Here is a 19,660-nt window from a genome sequence, read left to right as displayed (position 1 = left end):
CTTACCTCCCTAGTGCTAAAGGAAATACCACTTACAGTATCATTTTCTTATCTAGTTCTAGACTACATCGTATCCATTATAATTTATAGATTAGTAAAACAACTTGAATTCAAGAATTTTGTGAGTGCTGAAACTTTATCTTCTACACTTTTTTGATAATCACTAATTCCACTTTGAGTCAAAGGTGCTTTCTCTTTGATTAATTCCTTTTCTCTTTTCTTTCTTAAATCTCTTTCATTAACCTTTTCAAGTAATCTAAATCTTAATTTTACACTTGAGTCTCTGATTGTATCTTCGTTAAATCCAAAATATTTCGGATCCTTATTTAATTCATATAAATGAGATGCACATCGTACTAAAACAAAAACTGATTCACCTATATAAAGAATCTTAGATTTATCATTTTTACATACACTAATTTCATAAATACCTGCACCGATTGCTGGAATTAAATCTCTTTGAAAAAATTCAATGGTAATATTCATATTTGTTTCTTTCAATTGTATCCCCCTATTTAACACCGATTTTTTGTAATGTAACGAAGTATATAAAAATACTTTTGATTTCATACCGTGAACAACTCTTACTTAAGCACAACCACCCCAAAAAAAGAACTATTTTACTTCAATTATATCTTTTTTTATAAATACTAACTATTCCATTTATAACCCTGTAAATAGCTACTAAACAGAAAAGGAGCAAGAGATTCATCCATAGATAAATCTCCTATTCCTAATTTTTGTTCATCAAACACTTCATTATTTAACTAATTTGAACACTTTCAAATTTACGATTCTCATCTGTTATAATTTGATGAATTAACTCATGAAGCAACTACCTTTTTAGTGCATTTTGACAAGTTTTTTGAATATTATATCACTAATTTATCTTTTCATAGACTATTTTTGAAAGTCTCTACCATTTCACTTCTTATTAGTGAAGTGAACGTGACACCTGCTTTTTTCTAGAAAATATTCATGTTCGATAATGGTTTAATTGCAAAAAAGAGAACTCTTATTTTGAGTTCTCTTTAACTTAAAAAGATTTACTATACGAATTACTGTTGATAATTTGATTATACAGGCTGTTGGCTTGTGATGTTCCACTACTATAAACAGCATTTGCGGCAGCCCGAACAGCCTTCTCTATTTTAGCGGCTTGTCCTTTCATCCATTCATACTCTTTAGTTCCTTCTTCCTTTCCAAAAATCTCAATCATTTCTTCTTTAGATATACCTTTCCACGGAATATAAGATGCTCCATTAAAAGTAATACTACTTACACCATTACTACCTACTTTCACCATCACATCTGTCACATCACTTAGCCTCAAAGTATAAGTGTCTCCGCTTTTTGTCATACCGCTTCCACCTAAAATACTATGAGCTTCAGATACAGATAGTTTCGTTGGTTGAGGCTCTTTTGTTCCTACTTTGATAATTTTATCAACTGGATTTTTGGTTACTTTAGAAGAAACTTGTTCTTTGGAAGTCAACTTTCCGTTCGTGTATGTTTCTTTATATGTGATAGTTCTGACTCCGTCTTGACCGTTTTGTGCAACAACTTCTTTTCTCTTTTCAAGTGAGCTATCGTTTTGTCTTATGGTTTTAAAAGCAATCGATTCGGTCGTAGTTGTTGTTTTCGTTGTTATGCTATCCTTAGTACTGTTGTTGTTTGAGCCACTGTTAGAAGAAGTGTTGCTTCCCGTTTTCGTCTCCTGTTTAATTTCAGTTTTTTGTATTTTTTTCTACTTTAACTATACCTTTTGGATTATTACCTGTAGATTTCGTAGCGGTTGTTTTCGTGCCATCTTCTATTTCCGTTACAGTTTTCTTTGTTTCTTCCTCTTTTTTATCAGTCCTAGAGCTAGACTCTTCTGTCTTGGATTCTTCCTCTTCTTTAGTGTTTTCTACATCTTTATCCTTTCCATCTAACTTTTCTTTCTCACTATCTTCATTTTTTGATGTTTCTTTAGTTACTGTTTTATTAGCAGTCTTAGAAGCTGTATTGGTATCATTCTCTCCTAAGCTGCTCCATGTAAGTAAACCTATTAACAAAATAACACTAATGGATGAAATAATTCCTATAAACCATTTTTTCCTATTCATGATGTCACAACTTCTTTCTGTATATGTTAACTATTATATCGGTCATTTTACCTGTTTATTTTAGTAGGATTAATGGAGGTTATATCCCTTTAAAATCATGATGCTGTTGAGAAATTACCTCTCCAAAGTTACTCATAAAGTCTATTTGTAAAACTCCTATTTACATCAGTGAAATAACTTATATATACTAAAGGGACGGTTCCGCATCCGACTTAATTCTCTTGTTAGTTCTTTATTCCATTCTCACAACTCTCTACTAGAGGGCGATTCAGAAACTGGGTCTATCCCACTGAACCCTTATTGTGTAAGGAATTGGGGAATTAGACAAAGAAAAAACTGGACCCGATATAGGACCCAGCCCGAAATGTATTGTTTTAGAATTTAGAAATCCGAATGAGTAAATTAGTTTACCTATTCTATTTGCTTCTCACTACCTTCCCGCTCTGAATACCAAATTTTCATTTTAGGGAATAGGTAAGTTGTGCACTGAGGCATCTTAATCCTCGACTACTACTTTACCAATCATACTTCCGGTTTCCACTATTTTATGTGCTTTTCGTATCGTTTCAGCATTAATTGGTCTAAGTAATTCTGTTAGGGTTGTTTGTACTTTCCCTTCATCTATTAGTTTACTAAGTTTTGATAATAGTTCATGTTGTTTTATCATATCTGTTGTTTTATACATGGATCTTGTAAACATAAATTCCCAAGCAAACGTTACACTTTTATTTTTTTTAAGCTGTAAGGTCGATAGGATTATCCATTTCTACAATAGAACAAATTCTTCCCTGAGGTAAAATAATATCAGCCATGTTTTGCCAATGCTGTTCTGTTTCATTTAAACATAAAATGTACTCAACACCCTTTATATTGTATTCTTCTAGTTGAGTTCGAAAGTTTTCGTGATGATTAATGGTATAATCTGCACCTAATTTATTCACCCATTGCTTACTCTCCTCTCTGGATGCTGTGGCAATAACCTGTAAACCTGCCAATTTAGCTAATTGAATAGCTATTGATCCAACTCCCCCAGCTCCACCGACAATTAGAACACGCTTAGATTGATTTTCCTGGTGGCTATTTATATCAATCATTAATCGGTCAAATAAACTTTCCCATGCAGTTATAGATGTCAATGGTAAAGCAGCTGATTGAGCAAAATTTAATGACTTTGGTTTTAATCCAACAATTCTTTCATCAACTAAATGATATTCACTATATGTCCCTGGCCGTGTTAGGTCACCAGAATAATAGACTTCATCTCCAGGTTTAAATATTGTACAATCTGATCCAATTTCTTCTACCACTCCGCTTGCATCCCAACCTAGAATCCTCGGTTCTTTTTCTTCCTTATTTTTTGAAGCACGAACCTTTACATCTACCGGATTAATCGAAATAGCTTTAATTTTAACAAGTATATCTCTTTTTGTTGGTGTCGGCTTTTCTACTTGGACATCTATCAAACTTTCCTCCTTTTCAATAGGTAAATATTTATATAATCCAACTGCCTTCATTTAAAAGCCCTCCTATTTTATTCATGTTTATTATAAGAAATTAGAATTAATATAGTAAGTACGCACATTCTTGTAATCTGGTATCAACTATGTTACTACTAAGGAAAAATGAAAGGAGTATATACTGGCATTCTTGTAATCTGATATCAATTATGTTACTAATGAAGAAATAGAAATGGGAAAGGTATGAGTACAGATGAGAAACCGAAAGAAAGGTTATGGATGCCCTGAAGGATGCCCGGTTGAAGGAACTCTTGATGTGATTGGAGGTAAATGGAAAGGAGTCATTTTGTTTTACTTATTGGATGGAGAGAAGAGATTTAATGAGTTCAGTAGATTAATGCCTGGTATTACAAAACGAATGTTATCTCTCCAATTAAGAGAACTTGAGGATGATGGAATTGTTCATCGAGAAGTTTATCCTGAAATGCCTCCTAAAGTTGAATACTCATTAACTGAGTTTGGAAGAACGCTAGAACCCATTATTTCTCTAATGAATGAATGGGGAGAAAATTACAAAGAATTCTTACAAGAAAGCAAACGAAAAACAAAAGCGAACTAAATTAAGATTAAAGAAAAGATAAAAAGGAGATAAAGTTGCTATTCAATCCGATTTCTAGTATTGGTAATAAAATACGTAGCCATTATTCAGGAGTTATATTATCTTTTTCTTCTAATTGACGAATCCTGTTCTCTAATTCCTTAATTTTTTTATTAGAGTCTAATCCTACATTTACTAACCTTTTTACTAATTTATATATTAAAATATAAATTAGAAACACTATTAAAAGCAGAGCCAGCACACTAATAATTATATTTGTAACGTGAAAATTTGATATCTCTACCATACGTTTTTCAACTCCTAATTAATATAAAATTGTATATGTTAATTTGGTGAAAAGTACTATATGCAATTAACTTCCTACTATTTAGTATACATGAATTATAAATGTTGGTATAAAAAAGTTATATTAATAGAACAAATCTAATGCTCATTATTATAGCTTTTTACCTTGTTCAGCTTATTTAATAAAGTGACCCAAAAACGTGAATTTTTTATGCAAAAAAATGAGAAAATGGGATTTTCTAAGCATTACTTTATTTAAAACGGCAACGGTGAAATGCAGGTTCGAGGGGAATTTACAAGGGTTTTGGTATAAAAAGACCCGGAATTCGGAAATGTCTATTTTCACAAAAACCGGATCTGAATCGGAAATATTTATTTTAACTGAGAGATGTTTATTTTAATTAGACAACCTCTTCTCCAACCAAACCACACTCTCAATATGCATACTCTGAGGAAACATATCTACAGGCTGAACTTCCTTTGTTTCGTAACCACCATCTTCCAAAACACGTAAATCCCGTGCTAAGGTCGAAGGATTACAGGACACATAAACAATCCGCTTCGGTCCCATTTCAATCATGGCATTTAACAATCCTTCATCACAGCCTTTGCGAGGTGGGTCGACAACAATTACATCTGGTTTTAATCCTTCTTCCTTCCATCTTGGCATCACTTCTTCGGCAGTACCAACTTCAAATTCGGTATTGGTCATGCCATTTAATTTCGCATTCACTCGTGCGTCTTCTATCGCTTCTGGTACAACTTCTACCCCATATACTTTCTTTGCTTTTTGCGCTAAGAATAGAGAAATTGTTCCAATACCACAATAGGCATCAATTACAGTATCTTCTTCACCTATTGCAGCGTATTCTAACGCCTTTTCATAAAGTCTTTTCGTCTGAGTAGGGTTGACCTGATAAAACGACTTAGCCGAAATAGCAAAGCGAATCGAACCGATAGAATCGTAAATATACTCTTGTCCCCAAAGAACCTTCGTTTTCTCGCCAAGAATCACATTGGTACGTGCTGGATTAATATTATGAATGATCGACTTAACATTAGGATATGTTTCTGTTAGTTCACGAATGAATTCCTTTGCATGAGGAAGCTCCTTCGTTCGCGTAATGATAACAACCATCGTTTCCTTTGTTTCTTGACCAGTTCGAACCATAATATGTCTTAGTACACCTGTATGACTTTTTTCATCATATGCCTCAATACCGACTCTGCCTGCAATCCTTCTGACTGCTTCAACCATTCGATCATTCAAGTCCTCTTGTACAATACAGGTATCCATATCTTCAATAATCTGGTGGCTGCGCATCTGATAGAATCCTGTTATTAATTCGCCGTCTTTTTCCCCAACTGGAATTGCTACTTTATTTCGATAGCGCCAAGGATCTTCCATTCCAATGGTTGGATGAACAGGTACATGTTCGAGATGGGCTATTTTACGCATCACGTTTTTAACTTGTTGTTGTTTCATCGATAGCTGAAGGTTATAACTCATGTGTTGAATTTGACATCCACCACATTTATAAAACACATCACATGGTGGCTCTACACGCTCAGGGCTTGGATTCTTCACTTCTAAAAGCTTACCAAAACCAAAGTTCTTATTAACCTTTACTACTTTTACAATTGCCTCTTCTCCAGGCAAGCCATAAGGTACAAATAATGGATACCCTTCGATTTTTCCAACGCCATTTCCTTCATGGGTTAAATCCTCAAAACGAATCGTTACCGTTTCATTCTTTTTTACAGGAGCTTGTTTTGCCATATATGTATCTTCCTTTACGTTCTATTGTTGAATTCTATCTTATCAGCTTGACACGGAATAAACAAAGGAGACTACCTATTATTCAGTAGTCTCCCTATTTAAATAGGATTCTGGTACAAAGAACTCAATATGTTGCTGGAGATTGTAGAATTCACCTGGCAGTAAGCCACCATATTCCCCATCAATATTGAGCTGCATTTTATCCTCCGGAACAACCTTTATATGCTTAGCCTTCGTATAAATCACGTGACTATCCTCTAAATGGGCTCCCCTTAGTGCTAAACTAGCGATCCGTACAAATTCTGCAAGATTAGTCTTCCGCAAAATTAACAAGTCAAAATAGCCATCATTTAGACAAGCGTCCGGTGCCAGTTTTTCAAATCCACCTACCGAGTTTGTATTCGAAATTAAGAATAGCATAATATCCTCTTCAATCTTATTTCCATCATACTCTATCTTAACAGGAGCAGGCTTTAAAAACGGAAGCATCTCAATTCCTTTTACATAATAGGCTAGTTGACCTAACATTGTTTTTAGTTTACTTGGTACATCATAAGTTAGTTCTGTCAGTTTTCCGCCACCAGCTATATTTATAAAGTATTGACTATTTACTTTTCCAATATCTAGAAGCATTGTTTTATCCTCGATAATCACATCCACTGCCTTTTGAATACTATCACGAGGAATGGTTAACGCTCTGGCAAAATCATTCGTCGTACCTACCGGGATAACGCCCAATTTTGGTCGATATTCCTGCTCAGCTAGTCCATTTATAACCTCATTTATTGTACCGTCTCCACCAGCAGCTATGACAATATCATACTTTCGCTCAACCGCTAGTCTAGCTGCATTTGTTGCATCACCTTCACCGGTTGTAGCATGTGCTGATGCTTCATACCCCGCTAATTCCAATTTTTCTAGAACGGCAGGCAATTCTTTCTTAAAAGCCTCTCTTCCAGAAGTTGGATTATAGATTATACGGGCCCTCTTCATCATACATGTCCCCTCTCCAATGCTACTTTACATTATGCATTAAATATCTATATTAGTATCTCTTTTCGTATTTGGATAATTTTACATGCATTACTATCATAGCCATAATTTATAGTTTTGAAAAGCTTTACGTAAAAATTAGTCTTACAAATAGTTAAATTCTTGCTTTTTAAATAGAAAAATAGACTGCCGAAAATACCCGACAGCCTATCATTATAGATAGTTATATGTCTAACAAACCTCTTAATTTTCTTTATTTGCTAGTTTAAAGTTTTCTACTACTTGTTGAAGCTCCTCTGCGACATTTGTTAACGAAGCTGCAGAGCCTGCGATTTCTTCCATGGATGCTAATTGCTGTTGGGTCGCTGCAGAAACATTTTGTGCTTCATCGGAAATCGCGTCCCCAATTGATGCAACTTCTTGGAATGTATTGTTAAAATGCTCTGTAGCTGAAGATATTTCCTGAATTTCTGAGCTAACACGCATAATTTGATTGGTGATAGTATCTACATAACCAGTAATATTCTTAAATGATGCTCCAGCATTATTGGCAATATCGATTCCTTTATCTACTTCTGTTGTTGCTGTTTCCATAGATTTAACTGTATTAATCGTTTCTGTTTGGATTGTTACGATTACATCTTTAATTTGGTCAGCTGAGTTAGAAGATTGTTCTGCCAGCTTACGAACCTCATCTGCTACAACAGCGAAACCTTTACCATGCTCTCCCGCTCTAGCTGCCTCTATTGCCGCATTTAATGCTAGTAAATTCGTTTGTTCAGAGATATCGGTAATAACGTCAACAATATTACTAATTTGTTCAGATAGTTTTCCAAGGCCTTCAATATTACTAGAAAGCTCATGCGTATTTTGCTTAATGAACTCCATCTGTGTAATAGTTGTACCTAATGCATTATTTCCTTCTGTTACCGCAGACATAGCATCTGTAGCTGTGTTAGAAACATCATTAGAGCTTGATGCGATCTGATAAATAGACTCAGCCATTTCATTTGCTAGTTTAGAGCTTTGTGAAATACTACTATTTTGATTTTCCATACCTTGAGCAACCTCTTGAACCGATGTGGAGATTTGCTCTGTGGCTGATGTGTTTTGTTCAGTGCTTGCATTTAGTTGTTCTGCAGCAGCAGCTAAGCTAATCGATTTATCTCTTACTTGCAGAATAACTTCATTTAAGTTTTCACGCATCTTATTAAACGCTTGCGCCAATGTTCCTAATTCGTCGTTACGTTTTAAATCAATTGTTACACTTAAGTCGCCCTGACTCATTGTATTACTTGCATCGACCAATTGCGTGATTGGTTTAGAAATAGAACGAATAATGAAGACGATGATAATCGCACCTAATAATAACGATACCCCAATGACAATCAAGGTCGTATTTAAGATTGGTTTTGCTCCTTGTACGATTTCACTATTAAACATTGTCCCCACAATTTTCCAACCAGTTAGTTCACTAGTATCAAAGGCTAATTGTTTTTCATCTCCATCTAGATCATAGCTGAACTGCCCGTTGTTAGCTTCAAATAATCGATCGAATAGTGGTTCAGTTGCTTCTGATCCAGCTTCATTGCTAGGGTGTGTAATATATTTTTTCGTTCCGTCTAATAGGAACATATACCCTTCCTCACCAATGGTAACCGAGTTAATAATATCAGTTAGAGCTCCTAGCTCTAGATTTACCCCAACTACTCCATTATTATCCGCTGTCACTTTGGCAATTGTCACAACAATCTCACCAGAGGATGATGATACATATGGGTCTGTTACAACAACATTTCCTCTATCAGCAATAGCCTGCTCGTACCATGGACGTTTTCTCGGATCATAATCTGGGGGATTTTGAAACGATGAAGGCGAATTCATAAATTCCCCTGTTTGTGTCCCAACATAAATTTGTTCGTATACAGCACTCTTAGAATTCTGTATTTCGTCTAATATGTCCCTAGTTCTTTCATCATGATCATTTTTGATATCTGTCGTGATGATGGTATTAGCTAAATAATTCACCACATCCATCTGATCTTGAACAAATCGATCGACTGTTTGCTTCATGATACTAACATTTTTTTGTGCAGATTCAATCATATTTTTTTCTACACTACCACTTGAGCTTTGAAAAGAAATCGCTCCTATAGCTATACTTGGAATTAATAGGATGACTAAGAATGAAATAATAAGCCTATTTCGTAAACTTAATGAACGGCCGCTTTTAACCACTTTTGCCTTGTTTTGCTTTTTCCCTTTCAATGTGTACCCTCCTATAATGATGTATATGTTTTCATAGTGACTATATCGGACTATAGAACCATTTATTAATCCTTTTTGCGATAGTAAAACTAATGCGAAAAGTGGAATAATTACATTAGTTTACTTAAATAGTCGTCTTCACAGCAAAAAAGCCTGCAGAATATGCATTCTACAGACTTAGGAATATATTACCAAATTTATCGTTTATTCATTTCTTCAATTAAAATCTTATTAACCATTGGTGGATTTGCTTGTCCTTTGGTCGCTTTCATTACCTGTCCTACTAGGAATCCAAGTGCACGGTCTTTACCATTTTTGTAATCAATAATGGATTGTTCGTTTTCATTTAAAATACCTGTTATTACTTCACGTAATTGGCCTTCATCTGAAATTTGAACAAGACCTTTCGCTTTAACAATTTCCTCTGGATCTCCACCCTTTTCTACTAGTTCAGCAAAGACTTTCTTCGCAATCTTAGAGGAAATCGTGCCGTTTTCAATTAAATTAATCATTTTCCCTAGAGATTCTGGGGTTAAAGCTAAATCGTGTAACTCTTTATAGTGCTTGTTCATGTATCCAGAAACTTCACCCATTAACCAGTTAGATGCTTGCTTGATATCGGCACCATTTTGAATCGTTTCTTCAAAGAAATCTGCCATTTCTTTTGATCCTGTTAATACTGCTGCATCATATTCTGGTAATCCTAGGTCTGTGATGTAGCGTTGTTTACGCGCATCAGGGAGCTCAGGAATTTCATTCTTGATACGTTCCTTCCATGCCTCATCAATATAAAGCGGTACTAGGTCTGGTTCTGGGAAGTAACGATAATCATCGGAACCTTCCTTTACACGCATTAAAATGGTTTCTTTCGTTTTCTCATCAAATCGACGTGTTTCTTGAAGGATTTCTCCACCAGATAATAATACTTTTTCTTGTCGTTTTTCTTCAAACTCCAATCCCTTTTGTACGAAAGCAAAAGAGTTCAAGTTTTTTAATTCTGTTTTCGTTCCGAACTTATCTTGACCATATGGTCGAAGAGAAATGTTCGCATCACAACGAAGGGAGCCTTCTTGCATCTTCACATCGGAAACTCCGGTGTACTGAATGATTGTTTTAAGCTTTTCTAGATAAGCATATGCTTCTTCTGGTGTGCGCATATCTGGCTCTGATACAATCTCAATCAGTGGCGTACCTTGTCGGTTAAAGTCAACATAGGAATAACCATCTTCACCATGGGTTAGCTTACCAGCATCCTCTTCTAAGTGGACACGTGTAATCCCAATTTTCTTTTTCTTGCCGCCTACTTCGATTTCTATCCAACCATGCTCACCAATCGGTTGATCAAATTGAGAAATTTGATATGCCTTTGGGTTATCTGGATAGAAGTAGTTTTTACGGTCAAATTTTGTATGTGTTGCAATTTCACAATTAAGCGCCATTGCAGCCTTCATGGCAAAGTTTACCGCTTCTTCATTTAACACTGGAAGAACACCCGGATAGCCAAGGTCAATTGGGTTCACATTAGTATTCGGTTCTGCTCCAAATGCGTTTGGGCTAGGACTAAAGATTTTTGATTTTGTTTTAAGCTCTACGTGTACTTCTAGACCAATAATCGTTTCAAAATTCATTAGTTTGCACCTCCTATTTGAGGTCGTTTTGTATGATGATCTGTTGCTTGTTCAAATGCATGCGCAGCGCGGAATACAGTACGTTCGTCAAAATGCTTACCGATAATTTGCAACCCAATCGGAAGACCTTCAGGAGATAAGCCACATGGGATTGAAATTCCTGGTACGCCAGCTAAATTTACTGGAATCGTTAAAATATCATTCGCATACATCGTTAATGGATCATTAATTTTCTCGCCCACCTTAAATGCTGGTGTTGGCGTTGTAGGTCCAATTACAACATCATATTCTTCGAAAATTTTCTCAAAGTCATTTTTAATTAATGTACGAACCTTTTGTGCTTTTTTATAATATGCATCATAGTAACCTGAGCTTAGTGCAAAGGTACCTAACATGATACGACGTTTAACCTCTTCACCAAATCCTTCACTACGAGACTTCTTAAACATATCAATCATGTTTTCTGCGTTTTCAGAACGAACGCCATAACGAACTCCGTCAAAGCGGGAAAGGTTAGCAGATGCCTCAGATGAAGATAATAAATAATACGTTGCTACTGCATACTTAGAATGTGGTAATGAAACCTCATCCCATGTTGCACCTAATGATTCATACACCTTTAATGCAGCTAAGACTGCTTCTTTTACTTCTGGGTTTACCCCTTCAGCTAAATATTCTTTTGGAACAGCAATCTTTAAGCCTTTTACATCACCAGTTAATGCTTCTGTATAAGATGGAACTTCTACATTTGCACTAGTAGAATCCATAGGGTCATGACCTGCGATAACTTCTAATACACGTGCATTATCTTCTACTGTTCGAGTTAGTGGGCCAATTTGGTCTAGGGAAGATGCAAATGCCACTAGTCCAAAACGAGATACTAGTCCATATGTAGGCTTTAATCCAACTACTCCACAGAACGCTGCCGGCTGACGAATCGAGCCACCAGTATCCGAACCTAAGGAGAATAGAACCTCTCCTGCTGCTACTGCCGCTGCAGATCCACCACTTGATCCACCAGGTACATAATCTGTATTCCATGGATTACGGGTAGGGGTAAAGCCTGAGTTTTCATTGGATGAACCCATTGCAAATTCGTCCATATTCAGCTTACCAATCGTTACAGATTTCTCTTGATTCAATTTTTCTACTACCGTTGCATCATATAGCGGATCCTCAAAATTACGTAAAAACTGACTTGCACAAGTCGTGCGTAGTCCCTTTGTAACGATATTATCCTTAATACCTGCTGGAATACCGAATAATTTAGCAGTAGCATCCGTTTTAGAATCTAATTCTTTCGCTTTTGCTCTGGCATTTTCTTCATCTAACGTTAGAAAAGCATGAACCTTATCTTCTACTTCATGAATACGTTTATAAGAAGTATCAACAAGGTCACTAACTGTTATTTCTTTATTATGTAATTTTGCCTCGATTTCTTTAATACTATGGTCAAATAGTGACATGTTTTTCCCTCCTTATTCTAAAATTGATGGTACACGGAACTGCCCATCCTGTTGATCTGGTGCATTCTTCAATGCATCTTCTCTTGTAATCCACTGTCTAGGCTCGTCCTTACGCATCACGTTTTTCAAGTCCAGTACGTGTGTGGTCGGCTCAATTCCATCTGTATCTATTTCATTTAATTGTTCAGCAAACTTTATAATAGAACTTAATTGTTCCGTAAACATTTCTGCCTCTTGCTCTGAAATTTCAAGACGTGCTAAATTTGCTACGTGCTTTACTTGCTCTTTATTGATTTCTGCCATTTTCCGCACCTCCATATATATTTTTTTAAAAGTAAAGATAATCTAATCCAGGATGTTGTAGTTCGGTCACCAAGACTAGCAGATTTCTGCATCTATACCGTCACAGGAGCAGGCGCACTTTACTTTTCCTTATATCTAAAAAAACTTCTACAATACTATTGATAATAGCAGAATTTATTAGGTATAGGCAAATATCAGGGATATATTAGAGAAGCCACTCCCCAAAATAACAGGAGTGGCTTTAGAATATACTCTATTTTACTTTAATTGTGCTTGTACTTCATCAAATTCTTTTTCCATTTCAGGACTTGGCTTGCTAAGTAAACTAATAATCACAGCAGCCAATAAATTAAGAACGAAACCAGGTACGATTTCATATAGGTCAAAAATTCCACCTTTCATATTGCCCCATATTACTACCGTAGCAGCACCTAATACAATCCCAACTAATGCCCCCCAACGAGTAATTCCTTTCCAGAACAATGCTAGTATAATAGTTGGTCCAAATGCTGCACCAAAGCCAGCCCATGCATACCCAACTAAATCAAGCACTGACGCCTCTGGGTTAATAGCGATAATGGTTGCTACCAAGGCAATTACTACGGTTGCGATTCTTCCTACCCATACAAGTTCTTTTTCTGAAGCTTTCTTGCGAAGAATTGCTTTATAGAAATCCTCTGCCACAGCTGAAGAAGAAACTAGTAATTGCGAGTCAATCGTACTCATAATAGCTGATAAGATTGCTGCTAATAGAATACCAGAAATAACTGGATTAAATAATAATTGAGAGAAGGCAATAAAGATTACCTCATGATTGTCTAGCATTTGAACGCCATTCTCTGAAATAACCTTAATCCCATAGTCACCTAAATATGCAGGGTCTTGTGTACTAATAAATGCTAATCCTACAAAACCTGTGAAAATCGCACCATAAAGACCTAGAATCATCCAAGTAGTACCGATAAATCTAGCTTTAGGTGCATCCTTTGGAGAACGAAGGGCCATGAAGCGAACCAAAATATGTGGTTGTCCAAAATAACCTAATCCCCAAGCAAGTGAGGAAATAATCGCCATGGTTCCGACACCAGTAATCATGCTTAAATGTCCAGGATCTATTGCACCTACTGCTTCGACCGCTTTATCCCAGCCACCAATATTATTAATTGCTACTATTGGTACGGCAATAATTGCTACTAACATAAGTGCTCCTTGGAAAAAGTCTGTCCAAGCAACAGCCAAAAATCCGCCTAAGAAAGTATAGGAAACCACTACAAGAGCTCCGATCCATAATGCTGCTTGATAGTCTAATCCAAATGAGGCTTCAAATAATGTTGCACCCGCAACCATACCAGATGATGTATAAAAGGTAAAGAATAGCAAGATAACTAGCGCAGAGATAACACGTAAGAGGTGAGAATTATCTTTAAAACGGTGTTCCAAGAAGTCTGGTAGCGTAATAGAGTTTTCGGAAACCTCTGTATATACACGTAAACGTTTTGCAACAAATTGCCAGTTTAAGTAAGCACCAGTTGCAAGTCCGACAGCAATCCACGCTTCCCCTAAACCATATAAATAAATTGCACCTGGTAGTCCTAGTAATAGCCAACCACTCATATCTGATGCTCCAGCACTAAGGGCAGCAACTGCAGGTCCTAGTTTACGACCACCTAACACATAGTCCGATAAATTATTTGTTCTACGGTACATGACAATACCGATAGCAAGCATCCCAATTAAATAAAAAATAAACGTCAATAAGACTGTTGTATTCATCAATTAATTCCTCCTTTTGTTCGTAATGAGTGAAATAGTTGAAAATATAATAAGTAAAGGCATAGGTACAAACAACCAGAACCAAGTTAATCCATCAATCTCCATTTTTGTAACCCCTTTCTTTTTGGATGCTAGTTTATTGGAATACATATGTAATATATCATTTAATATCTATCTCTATATCCCAATATAGGTTCAACTCTTTCATTTATAATAACATAAAATGTTTACATTCCATTAATGAATCAAAATTTTTGTATAATATTCCAAATAATGTTACAATAAGAAAATTGTCGGTTTTCTGCGAAAAAAGTTTGTAAACACAAAAAAAGACCTGAGGTAGCTTTCACCACTTCAGGCAAATCTATCATATAGTAATAGGGTAAAAAACATAGATTACTGACAAGCTTAAGTAAATTGACTTTTAGATTAGAAGTTTACTTCAAAACTAGACATTTTAAAAATACTTGGTTCAGACTCGCCATGTGCTAAATCTGTTTGTTGATCTTGCATAAAGAAAAATCCTCCCATTAACAGAGTACCTAACGCTAGTGAAGCAATTAGTTTTTTCATTAATTAACCCTCCTCCCTTATAGATTTACTACTCCCTCATAAGTGAGGTTTGCAAGTTTATAGTATTTTACAGAGTCTTTATACCTTCCTACACTTTCAAAGTGTTTAGCTAGCATGTTAGCAAATAAGATTAGGTTTAGATAATCTTTTCTCTTTTGTAGATAAGGTATAAATTCCTCTGTTACTATCCATACAAATTGTTCATCATGACCATCTATAGCATATAAATAAGTGTGTATAAGATAGTCATATAACTTATAATTAATGTTATTTTTTGGAAGTTCCTTTAATAAGGTCCTTGCTTTTTCTATTGCTAATTTTGCTTGTTCGAAACTTTGAATTTTATAATACTCTTTGATTAAATTGGTAATACCAATTAATCTTTCATTTATTTGAATTTCTTCATTGTGAACGACCTCAGTAAAACATTTTATTGCTTCCTTTGAATCACCAATTGTTGCATACAGGTAACCCAAATTTTGATTCGTTAATTGGATAACTTGAATATTCTTGTTTAATTCTCCAAGATGCCTTGCCAAATTATAATGCTTTATAGCTTTTTCATACATTTTAATTCTTCTATAAGAAATCCCCAGAACAATATGGCATTGTGCGCATCGCATAAAGTTATATGCTTTTTGAAAGATGTCGATTGCTCTATTAGAGTATTCAATAGCTTCTAAGATATTCAATAGCTTGCTATGCGTTATAGCTATGATATAATTCAAATCAGCAACTTCTTCCTCAGCTAGGTGTAGATGATTAATTTTTTCTTCTGCAAGTTTATACATCCTCATTGCCTGATTATATTCGCCATTGGTTGAACTATAATTACCTCTAAACTTAAACCAGTAATATTGTTGTAAACTATCAAAGTTACTAGATACTTCGTTTAAGCTATTTATTTGTTCTAGTGCATTTTCTACTTCTCCCATGATGAGATAATATCTTATTTTATGTATTTCAAATAGCATTACACTATCAGATCGAACTACTGCTAACAACTCACAAAGTTCATTAAATCTTTCTACTATTTCCTCTTTGTCGTTTACTTCATATAGCATATTAAACCATTGCTCACATTTTTCCTTGATAGTATTACTGTGTCCCCCGTCCAACTCAATACCAAGGCGGGTACATAGCATACTAACTACTTCAGGACTTGCTTCAGCTCGAAGATTTTCTATCTTAGACAAATAGCTCATAGAAACAATTCCCTCTGCTAGTTCTTCCTGTGTCATTCCTTTTTTGACACGCTGTAATTTGATAAAGGAGCCGATTTCCACGTTAATTTCCTCCTACCATTTGCCTCTATTTCTATTTGTTAATTATATAATAGCATATTTTTTGAATTTTCATATTGGGAAAGTTGGGGGTAAAAAGTACTAATAAAGCCCAAAAAACTTTCCTACTTTCCTAAAATGAGGAAAGTAGGAAAGTTATGATGAAAAAATCCAATTCGTTTTGATGAATTTTGTCGTTTCTTGTCATAAAGTTATCTTTGCATGTATAGTTTTTTCCTAATTTTCATAGGTCTGTAAAAAAAGCCTCTTTCGACTAATGGAAAGAGGCTTCATGATTATAACATTTCAGAAGTTGTTTTACCTTGCATATGTTGGATTAGATAGTCAGGTCCACCTGCTTTTGAATCTGTACCTGACATATTAAATCCACCGAATGGTTGGTAACCAACGATTGCAGCAGTACATCCACGGTTGAAGTATAAGTTTCCAACATGGAAGTCTCTGCGTGCTTGTTCTAGATGCTCACGATTATTCGTGATTACGGCACCCGTTAGTCCAAATTCTGTATTATTAGCAATCTCGATTGCTTCTGTGAAATCTTTTGCTTTTGTTAGACCAACAACTGGTCCAAAGATTTCTTCTTGCATGATACGAGCTTTTGGATCAAGATCAGCAATTACAGTTGGGTTAATAAACCAGCCTTTAGAATCATCACCAGTACCACCAACTAGTAAGTTACCTTCTTCCTTACCGATTTCAATGTATTTCATAATCTTATCGTAAGAACCTTGGTCAATAACTGGTCCCATGTATAGATTTTCAGTTGGATCACCAACAGTTAATTCTTTCGTTAATTCAACAATACGATCTTTGACTTGATCATATACATCCTCATGAATGACTGCACGAGAGCATGCAGAACATTTTTGTCCTGAGAAGCCGAATGCAGATTGTACAATAGATTGAGCTGCTAGTTCAAGATCAGCTTCTTTATCTACCACAATCGTATCTTTACCACCCATTTCTAGGATAGTACGTTTTAACCAAATTTGACCTGGTTGAATTTTCGCTGCGTTTTCAAAAATATTTAGTCCAACTTCACGTGAACCTGTGAAACTAATAAAGCGTGTACGTGGGTGATTAACTAAGTAATCCCCAACTTCACTACCAGGACCAGGAATGTAGTTAATAATACCTGCTGGCATACCAGCTTCTTCAAGTACTTCCATAAATTTATAAGCAACAACTGGTGTTACACTTGCTGGCTTTAATAAAACTGTATTACCAGTTACCATTGCAGCAACTGCAGTTCCTGCCATAATTGCAAATGAGAAATTCCAAGGAGAAATAACTAATCCTACTCCCAATGGAATGTAATCAAAACGGTTATGCTCGATAGGACGGCTATTTACTGGCATACCATCTTTTAGTTTAAGCATTTGACGACCATAAAACTCTAAAAAGTCGATGGCTTCTGCAGTTTCACCATCTGCTTCCTTCCAAGGCTTACCAGCTTCTTTTACAAGATGCGCATTGAATTCATGCTTGCGACGACGTACAATGGCAGCTGCACGGAACAAGATATCTGCACGGAACTTAGGATCAGAAATTCTCCAGTAATTTTGGAATCTTTCATCAGCAACTTTCATTGCTTTTTCTGCTAGTTCTTTATTAGCTTTTGATACATACCCGATTACTTCCTCTTTATTAGACGGATTCACGGACACAATCTTATCTTCTGTAAAGATGCGCTCTCCACCAATAATGAGTGGATATTCTTTCCCTAGGTCAGCTTCAACCTTTGCGATTGCATCTAGCATTTGTTGCTTATTCTCTTCAACTGTAAAGTCCAAAAATGGCTCATGCTTGTAAGGTACTACCATAAATTAAAACCTCCCATATTGTAATCCAATTTATTCCTACCGTTTTATTAATCTATCTTAGGAGTCTAATATACAATATATCGCAGAAAACGGAGTGGAATATATCCACCCCTTATTCTAACGTAATATCAGCTTTGCTTCAAACATCTTACTAATTGAACATATGAACAATTGGATTTTGTTCTCCAGCTTCACGATAAATATAGCCCTCTAACCGATCACTTGAGGTTATTTTAATTTCGATATCATAGTTATTTGGAAACTCATCCTTAACCAATCCATACGTATATTGCGCAAATCCAACTATCTCTGCCTTCCCATTGAATTCAATTGGCACTTCAATAGTTAACTTCTGCAATTGTCCATTGACATAAAATCCTTCACCGATGTATCCAACATAATTCGGGAAAAAGTCTGCTATATCTTTACCAAATGAATTCACAATTTGGGCATCATCAAAATACTTTTCTTCTGCTTCACTTGATGGGAATAAAATATATTCTTCATCAATCATTCCCCAATCATTAATCTTCCTATCGCCTTCTTTAACATACGTTTTCGCAACAAAGTTCCCTGGTACTGCTGAACCCTGTTTCTCTTCCCTATAGATGGCAAACATAATTGGTACATTTTGTAGGCCGTCAATCTCTCTAATCCGTTCTAAAATTGTTTGAGCGAACTTTTCACCCTCTGCGAGCATTTCTTTCTCTGTAATCGGTTCATAATAATATGGTCCGCCTATTTCCGTTTGAAAGCGGTACTGGGATTTCATCGCTAAACCAATCGACATCCCTACCAATTCCACTGTTTTATCTTCATTTCTCTTTAAAAAGTTTTGCTCTAGGATATGCGTCAAATATCTCGGGTTTTCTCGATAATCGTCCACTTCTGCATTCGTTTTAACTTTTGGATTCAATTCATCAATCCACTCATATACGGTTGTACTATCCAAATATTGACCTTCTTCAAAATAATATTGACTCGGATCAAAATATTCCTTCGAATGCCTCATTAGCCCTTGTTCCAATTCATCGATATCAAGACGGTTATCCGCCATTTGGTGTGTAGTAACCCCTCTCGCTTTACTCGTTCTGTACGGTAAAACTACGCTGTACTCTTCATCCGAAAGCTTATAGGTTGGTACAATAGAAGGCTGTCCCGTTGGTTGTTCTTCCGTTTGTAACAATTCATCGTCCTTATTATTTAACCCTGGTACACAACTTGTTAGTAGAACAAGTATGCTTAATAGGAATATACTTATTTTTTTCAAGGTGCCATCCC

General features: G+C 35.7%; 16 protein-coding genes and 1 pseudogene. 1 reads left to right on the top strand and 16 read right to left on the bottom strand.

What is annotated here, in order from left to right; all coding sequences use genetic code 11:
- Positions 1-83 precede the first annotated feature (83 nt).
- The 4 genes and pseudogenes from ACSKT4_RS06790 to ACSKT4_RS06775 form a co-directional block, all read right to left on the bottom strand.
- On the bottom strand, positions 84-500 hold the full coding sequence (locus ACSKT4_RS06790; protein WP_211742139.1) for a GIY-YIG nuclease family protein: 417 nt from the start codon (positions 498-500) through the stop codon (positions 84-86).
- 535 nt (positions 501-1,035) lie between these two features.
- Positions 1,036-1,650, bottom strand: coding sequence for a G5 domain-containing protein (locus ACSKT4_RS06785; protein WP_465823129.1), 615 nt, complete (start codon positions 1,648-1,650; stop codon positions 1,036-1,038).
- A gap of 76 nt (positions 1,651-1,726) precedes the next feature.
- On the bottom strand, positions 1,727-2,107 hold the full coding sequence (locus ACSKT4_RS06780; RefSeq protein ID WP_186868995.1) for a hypothetical protein: 381 nt from the start codon (positions 2,105-2,107) through the stop codon (positions 1,727-1,729).
- Between the two features lie 496 nt (positions 2,108-2,603).
- Positions 2,604-3,621 (bottom strand): annotated as a pseudogene (locus ACSKT4_RS06775) (zinc-binding alcohol dehydrogenase family protein).
- A 196-nt stretch (positions 3,622-3,817) separates the two neighbouring features.
- Between ACSKT4_RS06775 and ACSKT4_RS06770 the strand changes: the two are divergent.
- A complete protein-coding gene (locus ACSKT4_RS06770) occupies positions 3,818-4,183 on the top strand; it encodes a winged helix-turn-helix transcriptional regulator (protein ID WP_186868996.1) in 366 nt (121 codons plus the stop codon).
- A gap of 82 nt (positions 4,184-4,265) precedes the next feature.
- On the opposite strand, the gene ACSKT4_RS06765 is transcribed toward ACSKT4_RS06770, so the two are convergent.
- From ACSKT4_RS06765 to ACSKT4_RS06710, 12 genes are all read right to left on the bottom strand, one after another.
- Positions 4,266-4,469: a hypothetical protein gene (locus tag ACSKT4_RS06765; protein WP_186868997.1), complete on the bottom strand. Its 204-nt coding sequence runs from the start codon at positions 4,467-4,469 to the stop codon at positions 4,266-4,268.
- Positions 4,470-4,865: 396 nt separating this feature from the next.
- Complete coding sequence (gene rlmD / locus ACSKT4_RS06760) at positions 4,866-6,248, bottom strand: 23S rRNA (uracil(1939)-C(5))-methyltransferase RlmD (RefSeq protein WP_186868998.1); 1,383 nt, start codon at positions 6,246-6,248, stop codon at positions 4,866-4,868.
- 78 nt (positions 6,249-6,326) lie between these two features.
- Positions 6,327-7,241, bottom strand: a complete 915-nt coding sequence (locus tag ACSKT4_RS06755) for a diacylglycerol kinase (protein WP_186868999.1) — start codon at positions 7,239-7,241, stop codon at positions 6,327-6,329.
- A gap of 243 nt (positions 7,242-7,484) precedes the next feature.
- Positions 7,485-9,509, bottom strand: a complete 2,025-nt coding sequence (locus ACSKT4_RS06750; protein ID WP_186869000.1) for a methyl-accepting chemotaxis protein — start codon at positions 9,507-9,509, stop codon at positions 7,485-7,487.
- 197 nt (positions 9,510-9,706) lie between these two features.
- Positions 9,707-11,137, bottom strand: a complete 1,431-nt coding sequence (gene gatB / locus ACSKT4_RS06745) for an Asp-tRNA(Asn)/Glu-tRNA(Gln) amidotransferase subunit GatB (RefSeq protein ID WP_186869001.1) — start codon at positions 11,135-11,137, stop codon at positions 9,707-9,709.
- Positions 11,137-12,603, bottom strand: coding sequence for an Asp-tRNA(Asn)/Glu-tRNA(Gln) amidotransferase subunit GatA (gene gatA / locus ACSKT4_RS06740; RefSeq protein WP_465823065.1), 1,467 nt, complete (start codon positions 12,601-12,603; stop codon positions 11,137-11,139). The genes gatB and gatA overlap by 1 nt, the downstream gene beginning before the upstream one ends.
- 12 nt (positions 12,604-12,615) lie before the next feature.
- Positions 12,616-12,906, bottom strand: a complete 291-nt coding sequence (gatC, locus tag ACSKT4_RS06735) for an Asp-tRNA(Asn)/Glu-tRNA(Gln) amidotransferase subunit GatC (RefSeq protein WP_186869003.1) — start codon at positions 12,904-12,906, stop codon at positions 12,616-12,618.
- Between the two features lie 258 nt (positions 12,907-13,164).
- Positions 13,165-14,679 carry a sodium/proline symporter PutP gene (putP, locus tag ACSKT4_RS06730; RefSeq protein ID WP_465823064.1) on the bottom strand — a complete coding sequence of 505 codons (1,515 nt, stop codon included), beginning with the start codon at positions 14,677-14,679 and terminating at the stop codon, positions 13,165-13,167.
- A 429-nt stretch (positions 14,680-15,108) separates the two neighbouring features.
- Complete coding sequence (locus ACSKT4_RS06725) at positions 15,109-15,252, bottom strand: hypothetical protein (RefSeq protein ID WP_186869005.1); 144 nt, start codon at positions 15,250-15,252, stop codon at positions 15,109-15,111.
- Between the two features lie 17 nt (positions 15,253-15,269).
- Positions 15,270-16,538, bottom strand: coding sequence for a helix-turn-helix domain-containing protein (locus tag ACSKT4_RS06720; protein WP_186869006.1), 1,269 nt, complete (start codon positions 16,536-16,538; stop codon positions 15,270-15,272).
- A 293-nt stretch (positions 16,539-16,831) separates the two neighbouring features.
- Positions 16,832-18,379 carry an L-glutamate gamma-semialdehyde dehydrogenase gene (gene pruA / locus ACSKT4_RS06715; protein WP_211742146.1) on the bottom strand — a complete coding sequence of 516 codons (1,548 nt, stop codon included), beginning with the start codon at positions 18,377-18,379 and terminating at the stop codon, positions 16,832-16,834.
- Positions 18,380-18,530: 151 nt separating this feature from the next.
- Positions 18,531-19,649 carry a CamS family sex pheromone protein gene (locus tag ACSKT4_RS06710; protein WP_186869008.1) on the bottom strand — a complete coding sequence of 373 codons (1,119 nt, stop codon included), beginning with the start codon at positions 19,647-19,649 and terminating at the stop codon, positions 18,531-18,533.
- Positions 19,650-19,660: the final 11 nt, after the last annotated feature.

It is taken from the genome of Ornithinibacillus liuyingii (assembly GCF_055550225.1).
Note: the sequence above shows the minus strand (reverse complement) of the source record. Positions and strands in the feature narration are given on the sequence as shown.